Consider the following 14,753-nt stretch of genomic DNA (forward strand, 5'->3'; position numbering starts at 1 on the left):
AAACGCGACAGGCTCTGCCGGATCAACGGTGATAGCGATGTTGAGTACCGATCGAACGGACGCGGCGGATAACGGCACGGGCACGGCCCTGGTGCCGCTACTGCCGGTTTTGCAATGGGTCCACAAGACGCCGTTGCCGCGTCCCGATCCGAGCTTCGTCGCCCAGCTGATCGCCAATGCCGAACATCTGCCCCAGGCAAGCAGGCTGCGCCGCGCCTCTTCCGAAGATGCGCAGACGGCCTATGGCAGCAAGCGCCCGCTGCAAAGCGTCAGCGCGCGCACGCGGCAGGTGGCTTGAGATCGATCAGCGCGGCGGCGTGTCGGGGGACGGAGACGTGCCGTCGCCCGGCTGCAAATGCGGCGAGGGGACTTCCGGCGATGGCGTGCTCGACACCGGCTTCGGTGCGGGAGGATCCATCAGCACGGATTCGGCGACCGACTGTGCCGAGGGCGCGGGCGGTGCCGCCGGTGCTGCGATCGGCGCGGACACCGGCTCGAACTTGGGCTCGGCCACGGCATCCCCCGCCGGAGCTTCCACCTGGCGCTTGGCCTTGCGTGGCGCCGGCACCGTTGTCTCGGCGACATAGGTGACGCGGCGGCGCGTGCGCTGGGCAATGCCGCCGAGGAAATCAGCCATCGCAAGCAGCACCAGCAGGAAAAAGGTCGAGTTGCCGAATTTGGGCCACATCACGAATTCGGCAGCGGCCGCACCGAACAGGATCAGTGACAGCAGATGATCCATCAGGAATTTCGAGCCGGGCCGCGCGCCCTTCACCACTTCGAGCAGCAGCAGCACAATACCGAGCGCCAGCATCACGTCGGCGAGCGTGACCGGCCAGGTCTCGCCTGACACCATCGGCACCTTGAACAGCACATCCGTGAAGGACACGCTCGGCATCAGGAAGGCGATGATGTTGTAGACCGCGAGCGGAATCAGAAGCAGCGGGAAACCGACCATCGGCGAAATGCCTTCTCGATCAAGATATCCAGACAGGACAATGCGGCGGCGAAGCATTAGCTCCGCCGCCGTCACTGTCATATCTCATGGGTTGGCCGAAATCAGGCAGGCCCGATTATCCTGCCTGGAGAAAGGTCCTTAACTCAGGACTCTTTCTTCTTCAGGACCTGACGGCCCTTGTACATGCCGGTCTTGAGGTCGAGATGGTGCGGACGACGGAGCTCGCCAGAGTCCTTGTCTTCCACATAGGTCGGCTTCTTGATGGCGTCTGCCGAGCGGCGCATGCCACGGCGCGACGGCGAGGTTTTTCTTCTCGGAACGGCCATTTCAATATCCTCTAGGGATTGGTGTTATCAGGGCATCGTCCGCGAGGGACGGCTCAGCACCCGCAATCCGAGGCGAGCTGAATGCCTATCAAGGCCGCGCTTATAGAGGAAGGCTGGCCGCAAAGCTAGGCTTTTGGGCCGGAAAATACGCCCGGAAAGGGCCCAAAATCAGCGATTTTCCCGCCAGCAGGTCGTAAGCGAAGAGGCCTGCGCCCTTGCCACATAGGTCCCGGCCAGCCGCCGGACGCCCGGACCGGGGGTTTTAGCGCTGCGTTTGACCGGATTCGGCAGGATCGAGGCCAGAAGGGCCGCCTCCCGGGGGGAGAGGCCGGCGGCCGATTTGCCGAAGGCATAGGCGCTGGCCGCCCCCACCCCGAACTGGCCCTGCGGGCCGAGCTCGGCGATGTTGAGGTAAATCTCCAGGATCCGCGACTTGGGCAGGACGAGATCGATCCAGAGCGCCAGCGGGAATTCGAGCGCCTTGCGGACGAAATCCCGGCCCTGCCAGAGGAACAGATTCTTCGCGACCTGCTGGGTGATCGTGGAGGCGCCCCGGAACGGCATACCATCCTCCTGCGCGTCGTCGATCGCCTCGCGTAGCGCGCCCCAATCGATGCCGTGATGCTTGCAGAAATGGGCATCCTCGGCTGCAACCACCGATCGCGGCAGCGAGGGCGACATCGCCGCCAGATCGATCCATTCCCGCTGCATCGGCGCGCCGCGAAGCGAGCGCCACGCCATCAGCGTCGAAACCGGATGGCCGGTGCGGTAGAACGGCGCGATCACATAGGGCGCGAGAATGACGACCGCGAGCGCTACCAGCAGGATTTTGACGATGCGCAAATCGACCTTTCCGGCACGGAACGAAACGCGGCCACGGCTCTCCCCATTAAGTCTGTGATAATTCGGGCCTTTTCCAGCACTTTTTAGGCCTTCCAAACGATTGACTGGGGCGGGCGCATAAAGGATTGTCCCGCCGAATTTTAGTTCTGGAGCCCTTCTTGATGACCGGCACGTCCCCGTCCGATTTCGCCAAGCGTCTGGACAAGACCGCTGATGACACCGAGGCCCTGCTCGGGCGCCTGTTGTCGGACGACATCCTGCACGATGAGATCGCCCGGCCCAAGCGACTGATGGACGCAATGCGCTATTCGAGCCTGAACGGCGGCAAGCGTCTGCGGCCGTTCCTGGTGGTCGAGAGCGCGGCTGTGTTCGGTATTCCCCGTGAAGCCGCGCTGCTCGTCGGCGCCGCGCTCGAATGCATCCACTGCTATTCGCTGATCCACGACGATCTGCCCGCAATGGACAATTCCGACCTGCGCCGCGGCCGCCCGACCCTGCACAAGAAGACCGATGATGCGACCGCGATCCTCGCCGGCGACGGTCTGTTGACGCTCGCCTTTGACATCGTCACCCGCGACGAGATCCATCGCGACGCCAACGTGCGGCTGCTGCTGACGCGCGCGCTGGCGCGCTGCGCCGGCATCGGCGGCATGGTCGGCGGCCAGATCCTCGACCTCGCCGGCGAAGGCCGCTTTGGCGGCAACGAGCCGATCGATGTCGCCCGCATTCAGCAGATGAAGACCGGTGCGCTCTTGCGTTACGGCTGCATCGCCGGCGCGATCCTCGGCCAGGCCACGGAAAAGGAATATCAGGCGCTCGACGATTACGGCCGCGCGCTCGGCGAAGCCTTCCAGATCGCCGACGATCTGCTCGATGTCGAAGGCGATGCGGCGGCCCTCGGCAAGCCGGCCGGCGCCGACGCCGCACTCGGCAAGACCACCTTCGTCACCCAGCTCGGCATCGAAGGCGCCAAGCAGCGCGTGCGCGACCTGCTCGCCCGGGCCGACAGCGCGGTCTCGATCTTCGGCGATCGCGCCGCAGTGCTGCAGGCCGCTGCGCGCTTCGTCGCCGAGCGGAAGAGCTGACACGCATCGATGGCGGCCGAGGGCAAAGAAGACCCCGTCCTCGCCCGCTTCCGCCAGATGTCGCGGCCGATGCGGCTGCTCTATGCGCGGCCGCGGACATTCATCGCGCTCGCGGCTGGCGTCCTTGTCTGTCTGCTCTTGCCGGGCTCACACCGGCTGGTGACACGGCTCCTGTTCGGCTGGGATGCGCTGATCGCGGTCTATCTCGTGCTGGTCTACGCAATGATGCTTTGCAACGACCATCAGCACATCCGGCGCGCCGCCGCGATGCAGGACGACGGCCGTTTCGTGATCCTGCTGGTGACGGCGATCGGCGCCTTCGCCAGCATCGCCGCGATCGTCTCGGAGCTCGGCACACCGCACCGGGGCGTGTTGGAGCTGACCATCGCCATCAGCACCATCGCGCTATCATGGGCCGCCGTGCACACGACCTTCGCGCTGCATTACGCGCATGATTATTATCGGAACGCCAAGCCGGGTGGTCTTCAGTTCCCGAGCGGCGACAAGGAAGACCACGCCGACTACTGGGACTTCGTCTATTTCTCGTTCGTGATCGGCATGACCGCGCAGGTCTCCGACGTTGGCATCACAGACAAGACGATCCGCCGCACGGCCACGGCGCACGGGATCGTGTCGTTCATCTACAACACGGCGTTGCTGGCACTGACGGTCAACATCGCGGCGAGCGCGATTGCGACCTGACGTCGTCCCGGCCTTTCGGGACGACGATCTGGATCATGCACACCCTAACGACACACTTCGGCATTGGCATCGTTGCCGGGACCGCCGCCGCCGCGATATTCGAGGTGGCAACCGCGGCTGACCGGACGGCAGCCGGTGCTATTGCAGATGACTTGCCCGCCACCTGCGGCGCGACCGGCGCCGGCAGCGGCAGCAATGCCGGCCGCGGCACCATAGCCGCCCGCCGCGCCGCCGGCCTGAGGACGCTGCCGGGCGGGACGTTCATCACCGTCGTCGCGCTTCGCCGTTGCAGGCTTGGCCGGCTTGGCGGCGCGCTTCTTCTCGCACTCATTGTCGTCGTTGACCGCATAGCCCTCACGGCAGACGATCTTCGTGCACTTGTCGCCATCGACCTTGAAGCCGTGCTCGCAGACCACCGGGCAGACGCGTGACGGCTTGGCCTTGACCGCATCCAGTGCATCCGTGCTCGCCACCTTCACGTCGAGCTTGGTGCCGGCATAGCGGTTGAACTGCGACAGCGAGCGCTGCGACGACGTGCTCCAATTGCCGTCGGCAGCGCCCGAGAAGCAGCCGACGCGGCCGAGCTCGGTCTGCACCGAACGGCTGAGATCGGCCGGCGCGGTCGCCGGTGTCAGGGAGGCAACGTTGGTGCCGGCGGGGGTCGCCGTGCTGGCCGGCGCCGCGCTCGGGGCCGCAGCGGCGAGATTGACGCGCTGCTGCTCGGCGGCAGCTGCCTGCTGCTGCGCCTGCTCCTTGGCTTTCTGCGCAGCGAGCTGCGCCTGCTCGGCGGCCTTCGCATCGGCCGCGGCTTTGGCCTGCGCATCCTTCTGCGCGCCAAGCGCCGCGAGACGATCACGTTCTGCCTCGGCCTGTTTCGCCTTCTCGGTGGCAGCCGCATGGGCCTGCTCGGCACCAATTTTCTCGACTTGAAGCTTGGCGAGGCTCGCATAGAAGCCATCGGGATGCTGGGCAAGGAAGGCGGCCCACGCCGCCTTGTTGCCGACCTGGAGCGCGAGCTCGTAATCGCGGCGGATGTCGGCCTGCGGGTTCGGCGCGGGCGCAACCGTTGCTGCGGCCGTCACCTTGACCGGAACCAACGGCACGTCCTCACCTCCGAGCGAGCCGTAGACGAACGGCTCCTGCTTGTTACCGGTCGACTTGAGCACGTCGTCGCGCACGAAGCCGAAGGCACGGCGGACGTCGAGGCCGGGCGTCGTCAGATGTTTCGACAGCGCGACCGTAAAGGGACTGTTGGCCCCGTCGCCGTCCTGGGCAGTGAAGCCGGCCTTCGCCGAATAGGCGATCAGCGTATTGGGGCTGGTCGGCTCGACCTGGGCGAGGCCCCGGCCGATACCGCGCGCGGCCACCGTGCGCTTCATGGTCTTGCCGAACGGATTGTCGCGGCAGGCATCCAGGATCACCAGCCGAAGCTGTTTTGCCGGTTCGACGGCGACCAGGACGCGGTCGAGCGAGAGCGCCTCGTCGTAGACGTCGGTGTCGCGCTCGAGCTTGGCGTCGACGGGGATCAGATAATTCGAGCCCTCGACCTCGATGCCGTGGCCGGCATAGTAAACCACGGCGATGTCGGCATTGCGGGTCGCATCGGCAAAATCGCGCAGCACGCGCCGCGTATCGAGGGCCGATAGATCGTGCCGGAAATCGACGCTGTTGAAACCGGCCTCCTTCAGCGTCTTCGCCATCACCGCACCGTCATTGACGGGATTGGTGAGCGACGGCGCGTGCTGATAGGCCGAATTGGCAATCACCAGCGCGACGCGATTGCCGGCAAAAGCGGGGGCCGTGCCGAACAGCAGCACGGCGGCGAGGAGAAGCGGGCAGAGTCTGAGCAGGTTGCGCATGACACGACTTCCGAAGTTCGGGACGTTTCGGTCCCCCTTGGGACCGCTTTAGCAGGATCCGGTGCCGGCGCTTGTGATGGAGGTCACCAAGGCCGGGCCGGCGACAGCCCGAAGGACCCCCTTTGTTTGTCGCGCCAGCGCGGTCGGGGTTCGCTGCCAAACCGGCGGGCAGACCGAACTCCCCTAGCCATCGCCAATATGTCCCCGATATTGCGGCAGATTGTCCGTAATCTCGTGCCAGGGCGCCTTGGAGGCTACGAAAATGTGGGCGCTTGGCCGGATCGAGGGGGCATCAACCAGGGTTCCCATGGCGACATGGACCCATTGTCCTTCCCGTACCCGGGAATAAAGCAGCGAGCCGCATCGCCCACAATGGGCGTCATGGGTAGTGTCGTCGCCGAAAATCATCCGCTGATCCCCTCCCCGGACAATGCGGAGCTTGTCCTGCGCGATGCCGGCGAACGGCTTGAAGGCGGAGCCGGTGGTGCGGCGGCAGTTCGAGCAGTGGCAGTTCATCGCATAGGAGAACGCATCGGCCACCTCAAAGCGCACGGCGCGGCAGTAGCATTCGCCGATCAGGATACGAGCGTTCGAAGTTTCTGATCCGGTCATTCCAACACCCTCGCGCGATTAGCGAGAGACACCCATAGCGCATTTCGAAGTGTACGACTAAGTTCCGCCCAAGCCATCATGCAAAAGGATGACCCATGAGCCAGAACCGTTCGAGTATCGAAGCCGTCGTGCAATCCTATTTCGACGGGCTTTACGAGGGTGACGCCGAGAAGCTCGGCACCATTTTCCATCCCTCCGCTGACTTGCGCTGGGTCGAGAAGGGCGAGCTTCAGGTCCTGACCGTGCCCGACTGGCTCGACCGCGTCCGCAAGCGCGCCTCCGCCAAGGCCGAAGGCAAGCCGCGCGAGGATTTCATCGTCACGATCGACCGTTCGGACGACAAGACCGCCTTCATCAAGGTCCGTTGCCAGCTGCCTCCGCGCTTCTTCACCGATTATCTGGTGGCGATGAAGCTCGCCGACGGCTGGCAGATCGTGTCGAAGTCGTATCGGTATGACCTGAGGGAATGAGGAGGGCCTGACGTTCCGCTGCCTGAATTCGGACGCGCTCGCCCTCCATTCTGCATCATTGCAAGCATAACTCTCGCCGCGTCATTGCGAGGAGCTCTTGCGACGAAGCAATCCAGAATCTCTCCGCGGAGGGATTCTGGATTGCTTCGCTGCGCTTGCAATGACGGCGCGGATGAAGCGTGCGTAATCTCTTCCATCTCTTCTCCCGAAAGCTCCCCATGCATCTCGATCGTCGCTCCCTGCTCGCCTCGCTGTGCTGGATCGCCGCCTCTCCCGCGTTGGCCGCTGAGGCCCTGCCTGAGCTCGAAACCTATGAGCGCGACAGCGGTGGACGGATCGGGGTCTATGCAGAGAACCTTGCGACCGGAAAAAAACTCGCATGGCGCGCCGACGAGCGCTTCGTCATGTGCTCGACCTTCAAGGCCTCGCTTGCGGCTTGCGTGCTGGCCCGGGTCGACCGCGGCGAGGAGCAGCTTGCGGCCATGATCGCTTACGGCAAGCCTGACCTCTTGGACTACGCGCCGACCGCCAAACAGAATCTTGCGGCCGGCGCGATGTCGGTCAGCGACATGTGCAAGGCGATCGTCGAGCTCAGCGACAATACCTGCGCCAATCTGCTGCTGGCGAGGATCGGCGGCCCCGCCACCCTCACCGCCTTCTGGCGATCGCTCGGCGATACCACATCCCGGCTCGACCACAACGAACCCGAGCTCAACCGCTCGCCGCCGGGCGATCCCCACGACACCACAACGCCGGCAGCGATGGCGGGAAATTTGCGGCGCCTGGTGGTGGGCGAGGCGCTGTCGCCGGCCTCGCGTGCCCTGCTCACCGACTGGATGGTGAACTGCAAGACCGGCGCGAACCGGTTGCGCGGCGGCCTGCCCGCGGGCTGGACCATCGGCGACAAGACCGGCAACAACGGCAAGGACGCCTCGGGCGATATCGCGGTGGTCTGGCCCAAGTTCGACAATAAGCCCGGGACGCCGATCCTGATCGCGGCCTATACCCAGGGCGGCACACCGAATGCGGCGCAGATCGAAGCCGCCTTTGCACGCATCGGGCGGATGGTGGCCGAGCGGCTCGGCGTAAGCCACGCGCATTGACGTTGCAGCCGCTTCCGGGTCAAGACAGACCATCATGGAAGCGAAGTTTCAGACCTTTCTCATCCTGCTCGCCGTACTGGCAGGCGTGGCGCTGGCCGCACGCCGCTTCAACGTCGCCCCCGCCATCCTGCTGATGCTGGCGGGCGTCGGCCTCGCCTTCGTGCCGGGCATGCCCCCGGTGGAATTGCCGCCGGAATTGGTGCTGCTGATGGTGCTGCCGCCGCTGATCTACTCGGCGAGCGTTGCCATGAGCTGGCGTGAGTTCAAGAACAATTTGCGTCCCATCGTGCTGCTCGCGGTCGGAGCCGTGATCTTCACCGCAGCGATGGTGGCGGCCGCCACGCACTATATGATCGGCCTGCCCTGGACCATCGGCTTCCTGCTCGGCGCCATCGTCGCGCCGCCCGACGTGGTGGCGCCGCTCGCGATCGCGCGCCGGCTCAACATGCCGCGGCGGCTCCTGGTCATCCTCGAGGGTGAGGGGCTTGCCAATGATGCCACAGCGCTGATCCTCTACCGCTTCGCGCTGGCCGCCATCATGGTCGGGCATTTCTCGCTGCCGCTCGCCGCCGGCGAATTCCTCCTCATCGTCGCCAGCGAGATCGCCTTCGGCATCGGCGTCGGCTGGCTCTCCCTTCGCTTCCGCAAATGGTCCGGGGATCCGCAGGTCGAGCTGACGCTGTCGCTGATCACCCCCTACGTGTCCTACTGGCTGCCCGAGCATATCGGCGGCTCCGGGGTGATCGCGACGGTGGCCTGCGGTCTCTATGTGAGCTGGAACGGCCCGCTGCTGATCTCGTCGGCAACGCGCCTGCAGGGCATCTTCTTCTGGGACCTCGTGATCTACCTGATCGAGGGCGTGCTGTTCCTGCTCACCGGATTCCAGATGCGCGCGCTCTACGAGAAATCGAAGGCGTTCCCGCTCGACGACATCCTGATCGCGACTGCCGTGGTCCTCGTGATCGTCGTCGCGCGCTTCGCCTGGCTCTATCCCGCAACCTATCTGCCGCGGATGCTCAGCAGATCGTTGCGCGAGCGCGATCCGTCGCCGCCCTGGCAATGGCCGTTCGTGCTCGCCTTCACCGGCGTGCGCGGCGCGGTGTCGCTGGCGGCCGCGCTGGCACTGCCGTTCACGCTGCCTGATGGCGATGCATTTCCGTATCGCGACCTGATCCTGTTCGTGGCCTTCGGCGTCATCTTCGTCACACTGATCGGCGTCGGGCTGACGCTGCCACCAGTAGTGCGGTGGCTCGGCGTCGCCGAGGCCGGCCGCAACGAGCATGCCGCCGAGCACGAGGCCGAGATCGCCGCACGCCGCCAGGCGCTCGATGCAGCACTGAAATCACTCGACGCGCTCACCGAGCAGAAGGACGTTTCCGACGAGGTCATGCGGCTGCTGCGCGCCCGCCACGACATCCGTGTCAACCAGCTGCCTGATTCACTCGATCCCACCCACCACGACGTCTCCGCCGCCGGCACCGCGCTGACCCGCGACCTGATCGCCGCCGAACGAAAATTCATCCACGATCTCCTGCGCGACGGCCAGATCACCGACGAGACGCGGCGGCGGATCGAGCGCGATCTGGATCTGGAGGAAGCCAGCCTGGCGAACCGGGAGTATCGGCGGACGCCGCTGTAGGCGCGGCCAGTCATTGCGAGGAGCCGTTGCGACGACGCAATCCAGACTGCCTCCACGGAAAGACTCTGGATTGCTTCGCTGCGCTCGCAATGACGGCGGGAGCAACTACCGCCTCGCGCAAAACTCCACTATGGCCGACGCCACGGCCGCCGCAATCGTCTCATGCCGCTCGGGTGCGTTCATCGCCATTTCCTCGTCGCGGTTGATGATGGAGCCGGCCTCGAGCAGCACTGCGGCACTGCTGGTCCGCGAGAGGACGACGAGCCCGTCATAGCGGTAGACGCCGAAATCCTTGTCGAGCAACTGGCGCCGGTAACGGCCCATCAGCGGCAAAGTGTATTGGCTGGCATAGTGCAGGCCTTGCTCCTTCAACTGTCTGCCGATCATCCGGGCCAGCACCAGGCTGGTGGCGAAGTGCGAATTCTGCTGCGACACGAACAGCGAGTGGCCCGAAAAGCGATCGCTGAAATAGCTCTTCGCGCCATCGAATTCCCAGGTCTCGAGCAGCTTGTCCGGCACCGAATCGTGATGGATCGACAGGAAAAGATCGGCGCGCGACCCATTGGCGCTGCCGACACGTTTGAACAGGCTGGGCCGAGCCTTGCCGTCCGTGACGAGCAGGCGTGTTGCGGCAAAGCCTTCGGACTTGAGTTTCGCCGTGATGAGTCTTGCGAGACGGAAGTTGAAGCCGAACTCCGGATCGTTGCGCGCGCTCAGTGCGCCGTAGGAGTCCGGCGTATGCCCGACATCCACGACGATCCGGAATTTCGGCATCTCACATTTGGCTGGCGCGGGCGAAGGCCTGGGCCTCGCTTTCGCGACCTTTCGGGCCGGGGCGGCCAGACCCGCATCGATCGATGGAAGCAATAGCGCGACCAGCGACACCAGGAGAATTGCGACGATGTCCCGCCCTGACGACAAATCCTACTCCGCTGCCGCGATGCGTGGCCGGCCGACGAAGCCCGCGACATCGCCGAATCGTTCGAGCATGACCGCGGGCAGATCCTTCGACTTGCTGGTGACGCAGGCGCCCGAGCGCACCGCATAGCGATCCTGATGCGCCGCCTGCGGAGGCGGCTCACCCTGCTGCAGCGCCCGCGCCAGATCCATCACGGTCTTGCGAAAATGCATGATGCCGAGATCGGTCGGCCCGAGATGCTCGCGGGTCCGGTCGGCGATCGGCCCTTGGCTGTCCTGCACGGCGGCGTCCTGCTCGGAGACACCCTTGATGCCGGTGTAGCTCCGGGTCTTCTGGAGCTTGCGGTCGATCAGATAGTCGTTCCCCTTATGGCGCAGCGGCACGTAATGGTCGTCGACCTGCGCGATCACGCCGTTGCCGCGGTCGTAGGCGTCGCGCTCTGCTTGCGTCATGGGGCGCTCCGGATTCCAGGCATAGGTGTAGATCCAGCAATTGGTGTCGGTGACAGGCACGAAGGTCTGGCCAAAAATGCTCTCGCCCGGCATCGCGCTCGGCGCGTAGGCGTGGAACGGCATCAGGAATTGCGCGATGCGCCAGTAGATGCTGTCGCCGCCGGTGAGCCGGCCACCGGCAATGGTCAGTCCGGCCTCGTGCGGGCTGCTCTTGATCACCGGACGCGGGTCTTCCGCGATCCAGCGCATGTGATCGCTCGCCATCCGGGCGATCGGATTCACAAAGTGCTTCTTGATGTCCAGGATCTCGTTCTCCTCCTTGTCGAAGGAGAGATGGGCAAAGGTGAAATGCGCGGTGTCGATCGAGCCTTCCAGCGCCTGCACCCAGTTGCAGTCCTGCCACTTCTTGCTGACGTAGCGGTGCGAGGCCGGCAGCAGCGCCATTTCGAGATCAGGCAATTCGGGCATGGCCTCGAGCGGGCCCATATAGGCCCAGACCATCTCGCCCCATTCACGCACCGGATAGGATTTGATGCGGATCAGGTCCTTGGCGTTGAGGTCGGGGTAGGAGGTCGGCATGTCCAGGCAGCGGCCGTCGGTGTCGAATTTCCAGCCGTGATAGACGCAGCGGATGCCGCACTCTTCGTTGCGCCCGAGCCAGAGATTGGCGCCGCGATGCGGGCAATACTGGTCGATGACACCGACGACACCGCGCGTGTCGCGGAAGGCGAGCAGTTCCTCGCCAAGGACGACGATCTTCTTCGGCTCGCCATCGGGTTCAGGGAGCTCTTCGGAGAGCAGGACAGGAATCCAGAAGCGGCGCAGCAATTCGCCCATGCCCGTTCCGGGGCCGGCCTCGGTCAGGAATTTATTGTCCTCGGCGCGGAGCATGGAAAATCCTCCGGAGAGCCAGATGTTTGAAAGCCTGCCGTATACACCACCCCGCGTCAACTTCGCACAAGCCTTGCGGAGCAGTGCGCACTTGGCAACTTGACGTCGAGCAAGGATTCGATTGTACCGAGCTACAACTTCAACCATGATTGCATCAAATTACAGCCTCAACCGCTTGCTGCATTGCGAAAGTTGACCTTGACCATATTGCCGGACAGAACTCTCAGCTCTCGTCGCTATTATGATCTGCTGCCCCCCGATGCCCACTCTTGTGGTGACATATGGAAGGGATTGCCATGTGCTGGTCTTTTGGGAACAGCCGCGATCACTGGATTGGTCGTGACCCCAGCGTGCGATCTTAGCCAACGAAAAGCTGAGACAATCACCTATCTGCCGGTCATTCCAGTGCGGGCCTACTTCTCGACACTTGGGGCGCTTCCAGAACTACATCGGCGCGTACAGGGCTACCTAAAGGCTGGACAGCTCGCAATTGATGTTCCTTGGAAGGAGGGCAGCTTTGTCCCTCCAAAAGCCCACCAAATCGATGCTCTGATGAATGCTATCGAATCTCATTTGAAGGCAAAGCAACGGGGCCAAACAGAGGTTACGGCGTTGGGACGAGCGTCGGCGGCCTTACGGATTGTCAAGCTAGTTGCTCATCCCGAGCTCTCCGAAGTGGCCCCCGGGGAATTGTCGACGGCATTTGGAAATGATTGGCCGAAGATCAAAGAGAAAATGGTGACCAATGCATACAGCTCCTATTTGCATTTCTTACCTTCGGATCAACAAGATCTGGCATATGCCGGCCTCCCATCTCACTCCATAGTTCTGTTCCGCTATCCGTTGACTGCATCGATTGAAATTTTCGACCTCGCGCAGCAATCAACCGAGAGCTCGTGGCAAAAGGCTCTTGAACAAACCGCCGCCTTCCTACCCGCTGCTCGGGCTTTCGAGAGAACAAAGCCCATCAAAGTCCTTTGTCTGCGATCGGAATTCTTGCACGATCTACTCTCCCGATATCTTGCAGTTTATAACCGCATCGGCTCGCCCGATTTTGGCAGCTCAAGCGCAAGAGCGATGGATACGACTTCGTATTTATCGATGAAGCTCAGTTGTTTAACGAAAACGAGCGGCGAATATTTCCGTTCTTGTCGAAGGGAACGACTCCGCATGCTCCCATAGCCTTGGCGTTAGATGCGGCTCAGGAGCCTTTTGGATTTTCATCTGCTGGACTAGCAGCGGTTGGCATTGTTGATATCGAGGACGAAGAGCTTCCATCAAATCATCGATCTACTCAGGAGATCGTCGATTTGGCGTTCTACGTCATCCAGCAGACGACGGATCTATTCGGCCCCGACTTCCCCGATTTCAAACGGGTAGAGGTTGGACTGTCGGCTTCGCAGAAGGCTCTGGCAGCTCCGCCGGTGATTGTGGAATGCAACGAAGAGGCAAAGAGTTTTGGTCGTTTTCTAGTTAAGACAGTGCAGAAACTACGAGCGAAGAACATTCGGCAGATTGCGGTAGTGTGCCATGGCGAAACTTATTGGGAGGATCTGCGGTCAGAATTTGTGGCGTCGCAACTTCCGCTCCATGTTCTAACACAACGAGGAGAGCGGCTAGCACCTGATCAGCCTCTTGTCGTTTTGAGCCGGCCGAATTTTATCGGAGGCCAGGAATTCGACGCTGTGGTCCTTGTCGGCCTCGAACAGGGCCTCGTTCCTCCTCGAATAGTCGACAATCCGGCGCTAGCGGCCGCTATTGAGCAGCAGGTACTCAGAGAGATGTATCTATCAATTACACGCGCACGTACGCGGCTCATTGTTGCAATCAACCAAGGAGCAATGCCGAACAACATTATAGAGGGGGCGAGGGCACAGTCGCTTATAAGCAGCGGTACAATTGCCTAATTAAACCGGCCGCTCCCCCTTCACCGTCACCCGCGTACCCGAGCGCGTGTGGGGCCAGTAGTCCCACATCGCGCGGTGCTGGGTGCAGCGGTTGTCCCAGAAGGCGATGGCGTTCTCGGTCCAGCGGAAGCGGCACTGGAACAGCGGGTTCTCGGCGTGCTGGTAGAGATAGGCGAGCATCGCGTCGCTCTCGTCCCGCGGGATACCGTTGATGTGGCGGGTGAAGCCGCGGTTGACGTAGAGCGCCTTCTTAGCCGTGACGGGATGCGTCCGCACCACGGGATGCTCGGCGCTCGGATAGGACGGACGGTCGGCGACGCCATAGTTCGCATAGAGCCCGCGATAGATCGGCTCGCCGTCATGCAGCGCGGTGAGGCCATCGAGATAGGCCTTCATGCGGTCGGACAGCGCCTCATAGGCGGCGTACATGTTGGCGAACAGCGTGTCGCCGCCGCGCGGCGGGCACTGCTTGATGTAGAGGATCGAGCCCATCGGCGGTTCGAGATCGCAGGACACGTCGGAGTGCCAGCCCTCGCCGTTGGCGCGCGGCGAGTTCTTGTCGGCGTAGATCTTCATCAGCGCCGGGTCTTCGTCCTCATGCGGCGCGGCGGGATGGAAATGCAGCTCGCCGAACTTGCGGCCGAAGGCGAGATGCTGCTTCGGCGTGATTTGCTGGTCACGGAAGAAGATGACGAGGTTTTCGGCGAGCGCGCGGTGGATCTCGTCCATCTGCTGGTTGGAGCGCGCGTCGTCGGAGACGAGCCTGCCGATGTCCACGCCCGATATTTCCGCGCCAATGATGGGGGTGAGCTTTTCGACCGCGATGGTCTCATAGGGCGCGCCATCATCGGCCGTGTGGCGATAGCGCGGGCCCTGCTTGCCGGCGAGTGAGCTCATGGCGTGTCTCCCGATCATTCTTGATTGGGAGCCATCGTAGCGCGCGGTGAGGGATGTGCAATCTGCACCGCACACTCAGTTCGTCGTCCC

At 63.3% G+C, this 14,753-nt stretch carries 16 protein-coding genes; 8 read left to right on the forward strand and 8 right to left on the reverse strand.

The genetic code is table 11. The features are described from left to right. Nucleotides 1–37: 37 nt before the first annotated feature. Nucleotides 38–298, forward strand: coding sequence for a hypothetical protein (locus CIT37_RS39580; RefSeq protein ID WP_028139643.1), 261 nt, complete (start codon nucleotides 38–40; stop codon nucleotides 296–298). A gap of 6 nt (nucleotides 299–304) precedes the next feature. On the opposite strand, the gene CIT37_RS39585 is transcribed toward CIT37_RS39580, so the two are convergent. The 3 genes from CIT37_RS39585 to mtgA form a co-directional block, all read right to left on the reverse strand. Next, nucleotides 305–958 (reverse strand): hypothetical protein, encoded by a 654-nt coding sequence (locus CIT37_RS39585; RefSeq protein WP_161966296.1) that lies wholly within the window; start codon nucleotides 956–958, stop codon nucleotides 305–307. Between the two features lie 143 nt (nucleotides 959–1,101). Next, nucleotides 1,102–1,284 carry a 50S ribosomal protein L32 gene (gene rpmF / locus CIT37_RS39590; protein WP_007598106.1) on the reverse strand — a complete coding sequence of 61 codons (183 nt, stop codon included), beginning with the start codon at nucleotides 1,282–1,284 and terminating at the stop codon, nucleotides 1,102–1,104. Nucleotides 1,285–1,452: 168 nt separating this feature from the next. Further along, complete coding sequence (mtgA, locus tag CIT37_RS39595; RefSeq protein WP_028139641.1) at nucleotides 1,453–2,127, reverse strand: monofunctional biosynthetic peptidoglycan transglycosylase; 675 nt, start codon at nucleotides 2,125–2,127, stop codon at nucleotides 1,453–1,455. 161 nt (nucleotides 2,128–2,288) lie between these two features. Between mtgA and CIT37_RS39600 the strand changes: the two genes are divergently transcribed. Together CIT37_RS39600 and CIT37_RS39605 are read left to right on the forward strand one after the other, a co-directional pair. Then, nucleotides 2,289–3,212 (forward strand): polyprenyl synthetase family protein, encoded by a 924-nt coding sequence (locus CIT37_RS39600; RefSeq protein ID WP_095424920.1) that lies wholly within the window; start codon nucleotides 2,289–2,291, stop codon nucleotides 3,210–3,212. A gap of 9 nt (nucleotides 3,213–3,221) precedes the next feature. Continuing rightward, on the forward strand, nucleotides 3,222–3,914 hold the full coding sequence (locus CIT37_RS39605) for a DUF1345 domain-containing protein (protein ID WP_038970692.1): 693 nt from the start codon (nucleotides 3,222–3,224) through the stop codon (nucleotides 3,912–3,914). Nucleotides 3,915–3,958: 44 nt separating this feature from the next. On the opposite strand, the gene CIT37_RS39610 is transcribed toward CIT37_RS39605, so the two are convergent. Continuing rightward, nucleotides 3,959–5,773, reverse strand: coding sequence for a caspase family protein (locus tag CIT37_RS39610; RefSeq protein ID WP_095424921.1), 1,815 nt, complete (start codon nucleotides 5,771–5,773; stop codon nucleotides 3,959–3,961). 183 nt (nucleotides 5,774–5,956) lie between these two features. Next, complete coding sequence (locus CIT37_RS39615; protein ID WP_095424922.1) at nucleotides 5,957–6,385, reverse strand: GFA family protein; 429 nt, start codon at nucleotides 6,383–6,385, stop codon at nucleotides 5,957–5,959. Nucleotides 6,386–6,480: 95 nt separating this feature from the next. Here CIT37_RS39615 and CIT37_RS39620 point away from each other — a divergent pair, with 95 nt between their 5' ends. The 3 genes from CIT37_RS39620 to CIT37_RS39630 all read left to right on the forward strand — a co-directional run bounded on the left by CIT37_RS39620 (nucleotide 6,481) and on the right by CIT37_RS39630 (nucleotide 9,597). Then, nucleotides 6,481–6,855 (forward strand): nuclear transport factor 2 family protein, encoded by a 375-nt coding sequence (locus CIT37_RS39620; protein ID WP_038949504.1) that lies wholly within the window; start codon nucleotides 6,481–6,483, stop codon nucleotides 6,853–6,855. 218 nt (nucleotides 6,856–7,073) lie between these two features. Continuing rightward, complete coding sequence (gene bla / locus CIT37_RS39625) at nucleotides 7,074–7,958, forward strand: class A beta-lactamase (RefSeq protein ID WP_028139635.1); 885 nt, start codon at nucleotides 7,074–7,076, stop codon at nucleotides 7,956–7,958. A gap of 34 nt (nucleotides 7,959–7,992) precedes the next feature. Beyond that, the gene (locus CIT37_RS39630; protein WP_161966297.1) at nucleotides 7,993–9,597 is read left to right on the forward strand and encodes a Na+/H+ antiporter; all 1,605 of its coding nucleotides are present in this window, start codon (nucleotides 7,993–7,995) and stop codon (nucleotides 9,595–9,597) included. A 105-nt stretch (nucleotides 9,598–9,702) separates the two neighbouring features. Here the strand turns inward: CIT37_RS39630 and CIT37_RS39635 are convergent, their stop codons facing one another. Both CIT37_RS39635 and CIT37_RS39640 read right to left on the reverse strand, forming a co-directional pair. Continuing rightward, nucleotides 9,703–10,518, reverse strand: coding sequence for an N-acetylmuramoyl-L-alanine amidase (locus tag CIT37_RS39635; RefSeq protein ID WP_038949502.1), 816 nt, complete (start codon nucleotides 10,516–10,518; stop codon nucleotides 9,703–9,705). Between the two features lie 3 nt (nucleotides 10,519–10,521). Beyond that, complete coding sequence (locus CIT37_RS39640; RefSeq protein ID WP_095424924.1) at nucleotides 10,522–11,859, reverse strand: Rieske 2Fe-2S domain-containing protein; 1,338 nt, start codon at nucleotides 11,857–11,859, stop codon at nucleotides 10,522–10,524. A gap of 99 nt (nucleotides 11,860–11,958) precedes the next feature. Here CIT37_RS39640 and CIT37_RS39645 point away from each other — a divergent pair, with 99 nt between their 5' ends. Together CIT37_RS39645 and CIT37_RS39650 are read left to right on the forward strand one after the other, a co-directional pair. Continuing rightward, nucleotides 11,959–13,041, forward strand: coding sequence for a hypothetical protein (locus CIT37_RS39645; RefSeq protein WP_152036306.1), 1,083 nt, complete (start codon nucleotides 11,959–11,961; stop codon nucleotides 13,039–13,041). Between the two features lie 2 nt (nucleotides 13,042–13,043). Next, nucleotides 13,044–13,766 (forward strand): helicase domain-containing protein, encoded by a 723-nt coding sequence (locus CIT37_RS39650; protein WP_152036307.1) that lies wholly within the window; start codon nucleotides 13,044–13,046, stop codon nucleotides 13,764–13,766. On the opposite strand, the gene CIT37_RS39655 is transcribed toward CIT37_RS39650, so the two are convergent. After that, nucleotides 13,767–14,663 carry a TauD/TfdA dioxygenase family protein gene (locus CIT37_RS39655; RefSeq protein ID WP_038949501.1) on the reverse strand — a complete coding sequence of 299 codons (897 nt, stop codon included), beginning with the start codon at nucleotides 14,661–14,663 and terminating at the stop codon, nucleotides 13,767–13,769. It abuts the gene before it with no gap. Nucleotides 14,664–14,753 lie beyond the last annotated feature (90 nt).

Origin of the sequence: Bradyrhizobium ottawaense, from assembly GCF_002278135.3 — a bacterium.
In the GTDB taxonomy this organism is placed as follows: Bacteria; Pseudomonadota; Alphaproteobacteria; order Rhizobiales; family Xanthobacteraceae; genus Bradyrhizobium; species Bradyrhizobium ottawaense.

Bases quoted from the DNA above. Each gene is read 5' to 3' on its own strand.
- CIT37_RS39655 (WP_038949501.1), bottom strand. From the start codon at position 14,663: ATGAGCTCACTCGCCGGCAAGCAGGGCCCGCGCTATCGCCACACGGCC.
- CIT37_RS39630 (WP_161966297.1), top strand. From the start codon at position 7,993: ATGGAAGCGAAGTTTCAGACCTTTCTCATCCTGCTCGCCGTACTGGCA.
- CIT37_RS39600 (WP_095424920.1), top strand. From the start codon at position 2,289: ATGACCGGCACGTCCCCGTCCGATTTCGCCAAGCGTCTGGACAAGACC.
- CIT37_RS39580 (WP_028139643.1), top strand. From the start codon at position 38: ATGTTGAGTACCGATCGAACGGACGCGGCGGATAACGGCACGGGCACG.
- CIT37_RS39610 (WP_095424921.1), bottom strand. From the start codon at position 5,773: ATGCGCAACCTGCTCAGACTCTGCCCGCTTCTCCTCGCCGCCGTGCTG.
- rpmF (WP_007598106.1), bottom strand. From the start codon at position 1,284: ATGGCCGTTCCGAGAAGAAAAACCTCGCCGTCGCGCCGTGGCATGCGC.
- CIT37_RS39585 (WP_161966296.1), bottom strand. From the start codon at position 958: ATGGTCGGTTTCCCGCTGCTTCTGATTCCGCTCGCGGTCTACAACATC.
- CIT37_RS39615 (WP_095424922.1), bottom strand. From the start codon at position 6,385: ATGACCGGATCAGAAACTTCGAACGCTCGTATCCTGATCGGCGAATGC.
- CIT37_RS39620 (WP_038949504.1), top strand. From the start codon at position 6,481: ATGAGCCAGAACCGTTCGAGTATCGAAGCCGTCGTGCAATCCTATTTC.
- CIT37_RS39605 (WP_038970692.1), top strand. From the start codon at position 3,222: ATGGCGGCCGAGGGCAAAGAAGACCCCGTCCTCGCCCGCTTCCGCCAG.
- CIT37_RS39640 (WP_095424924.1), bottom strand. From the start codon at position 11,859: ATGCTCCGCGCCGAGGACAATAAATTCCTGACCGAGGCCGGCCCCGGA.
- bla (WP_028139635.1), top strand. From the start codon at position 7,074: ATGCATCTCGATCGTCGCTCCCTGCTCGCCTCGCTGTGCTGGATCGCC.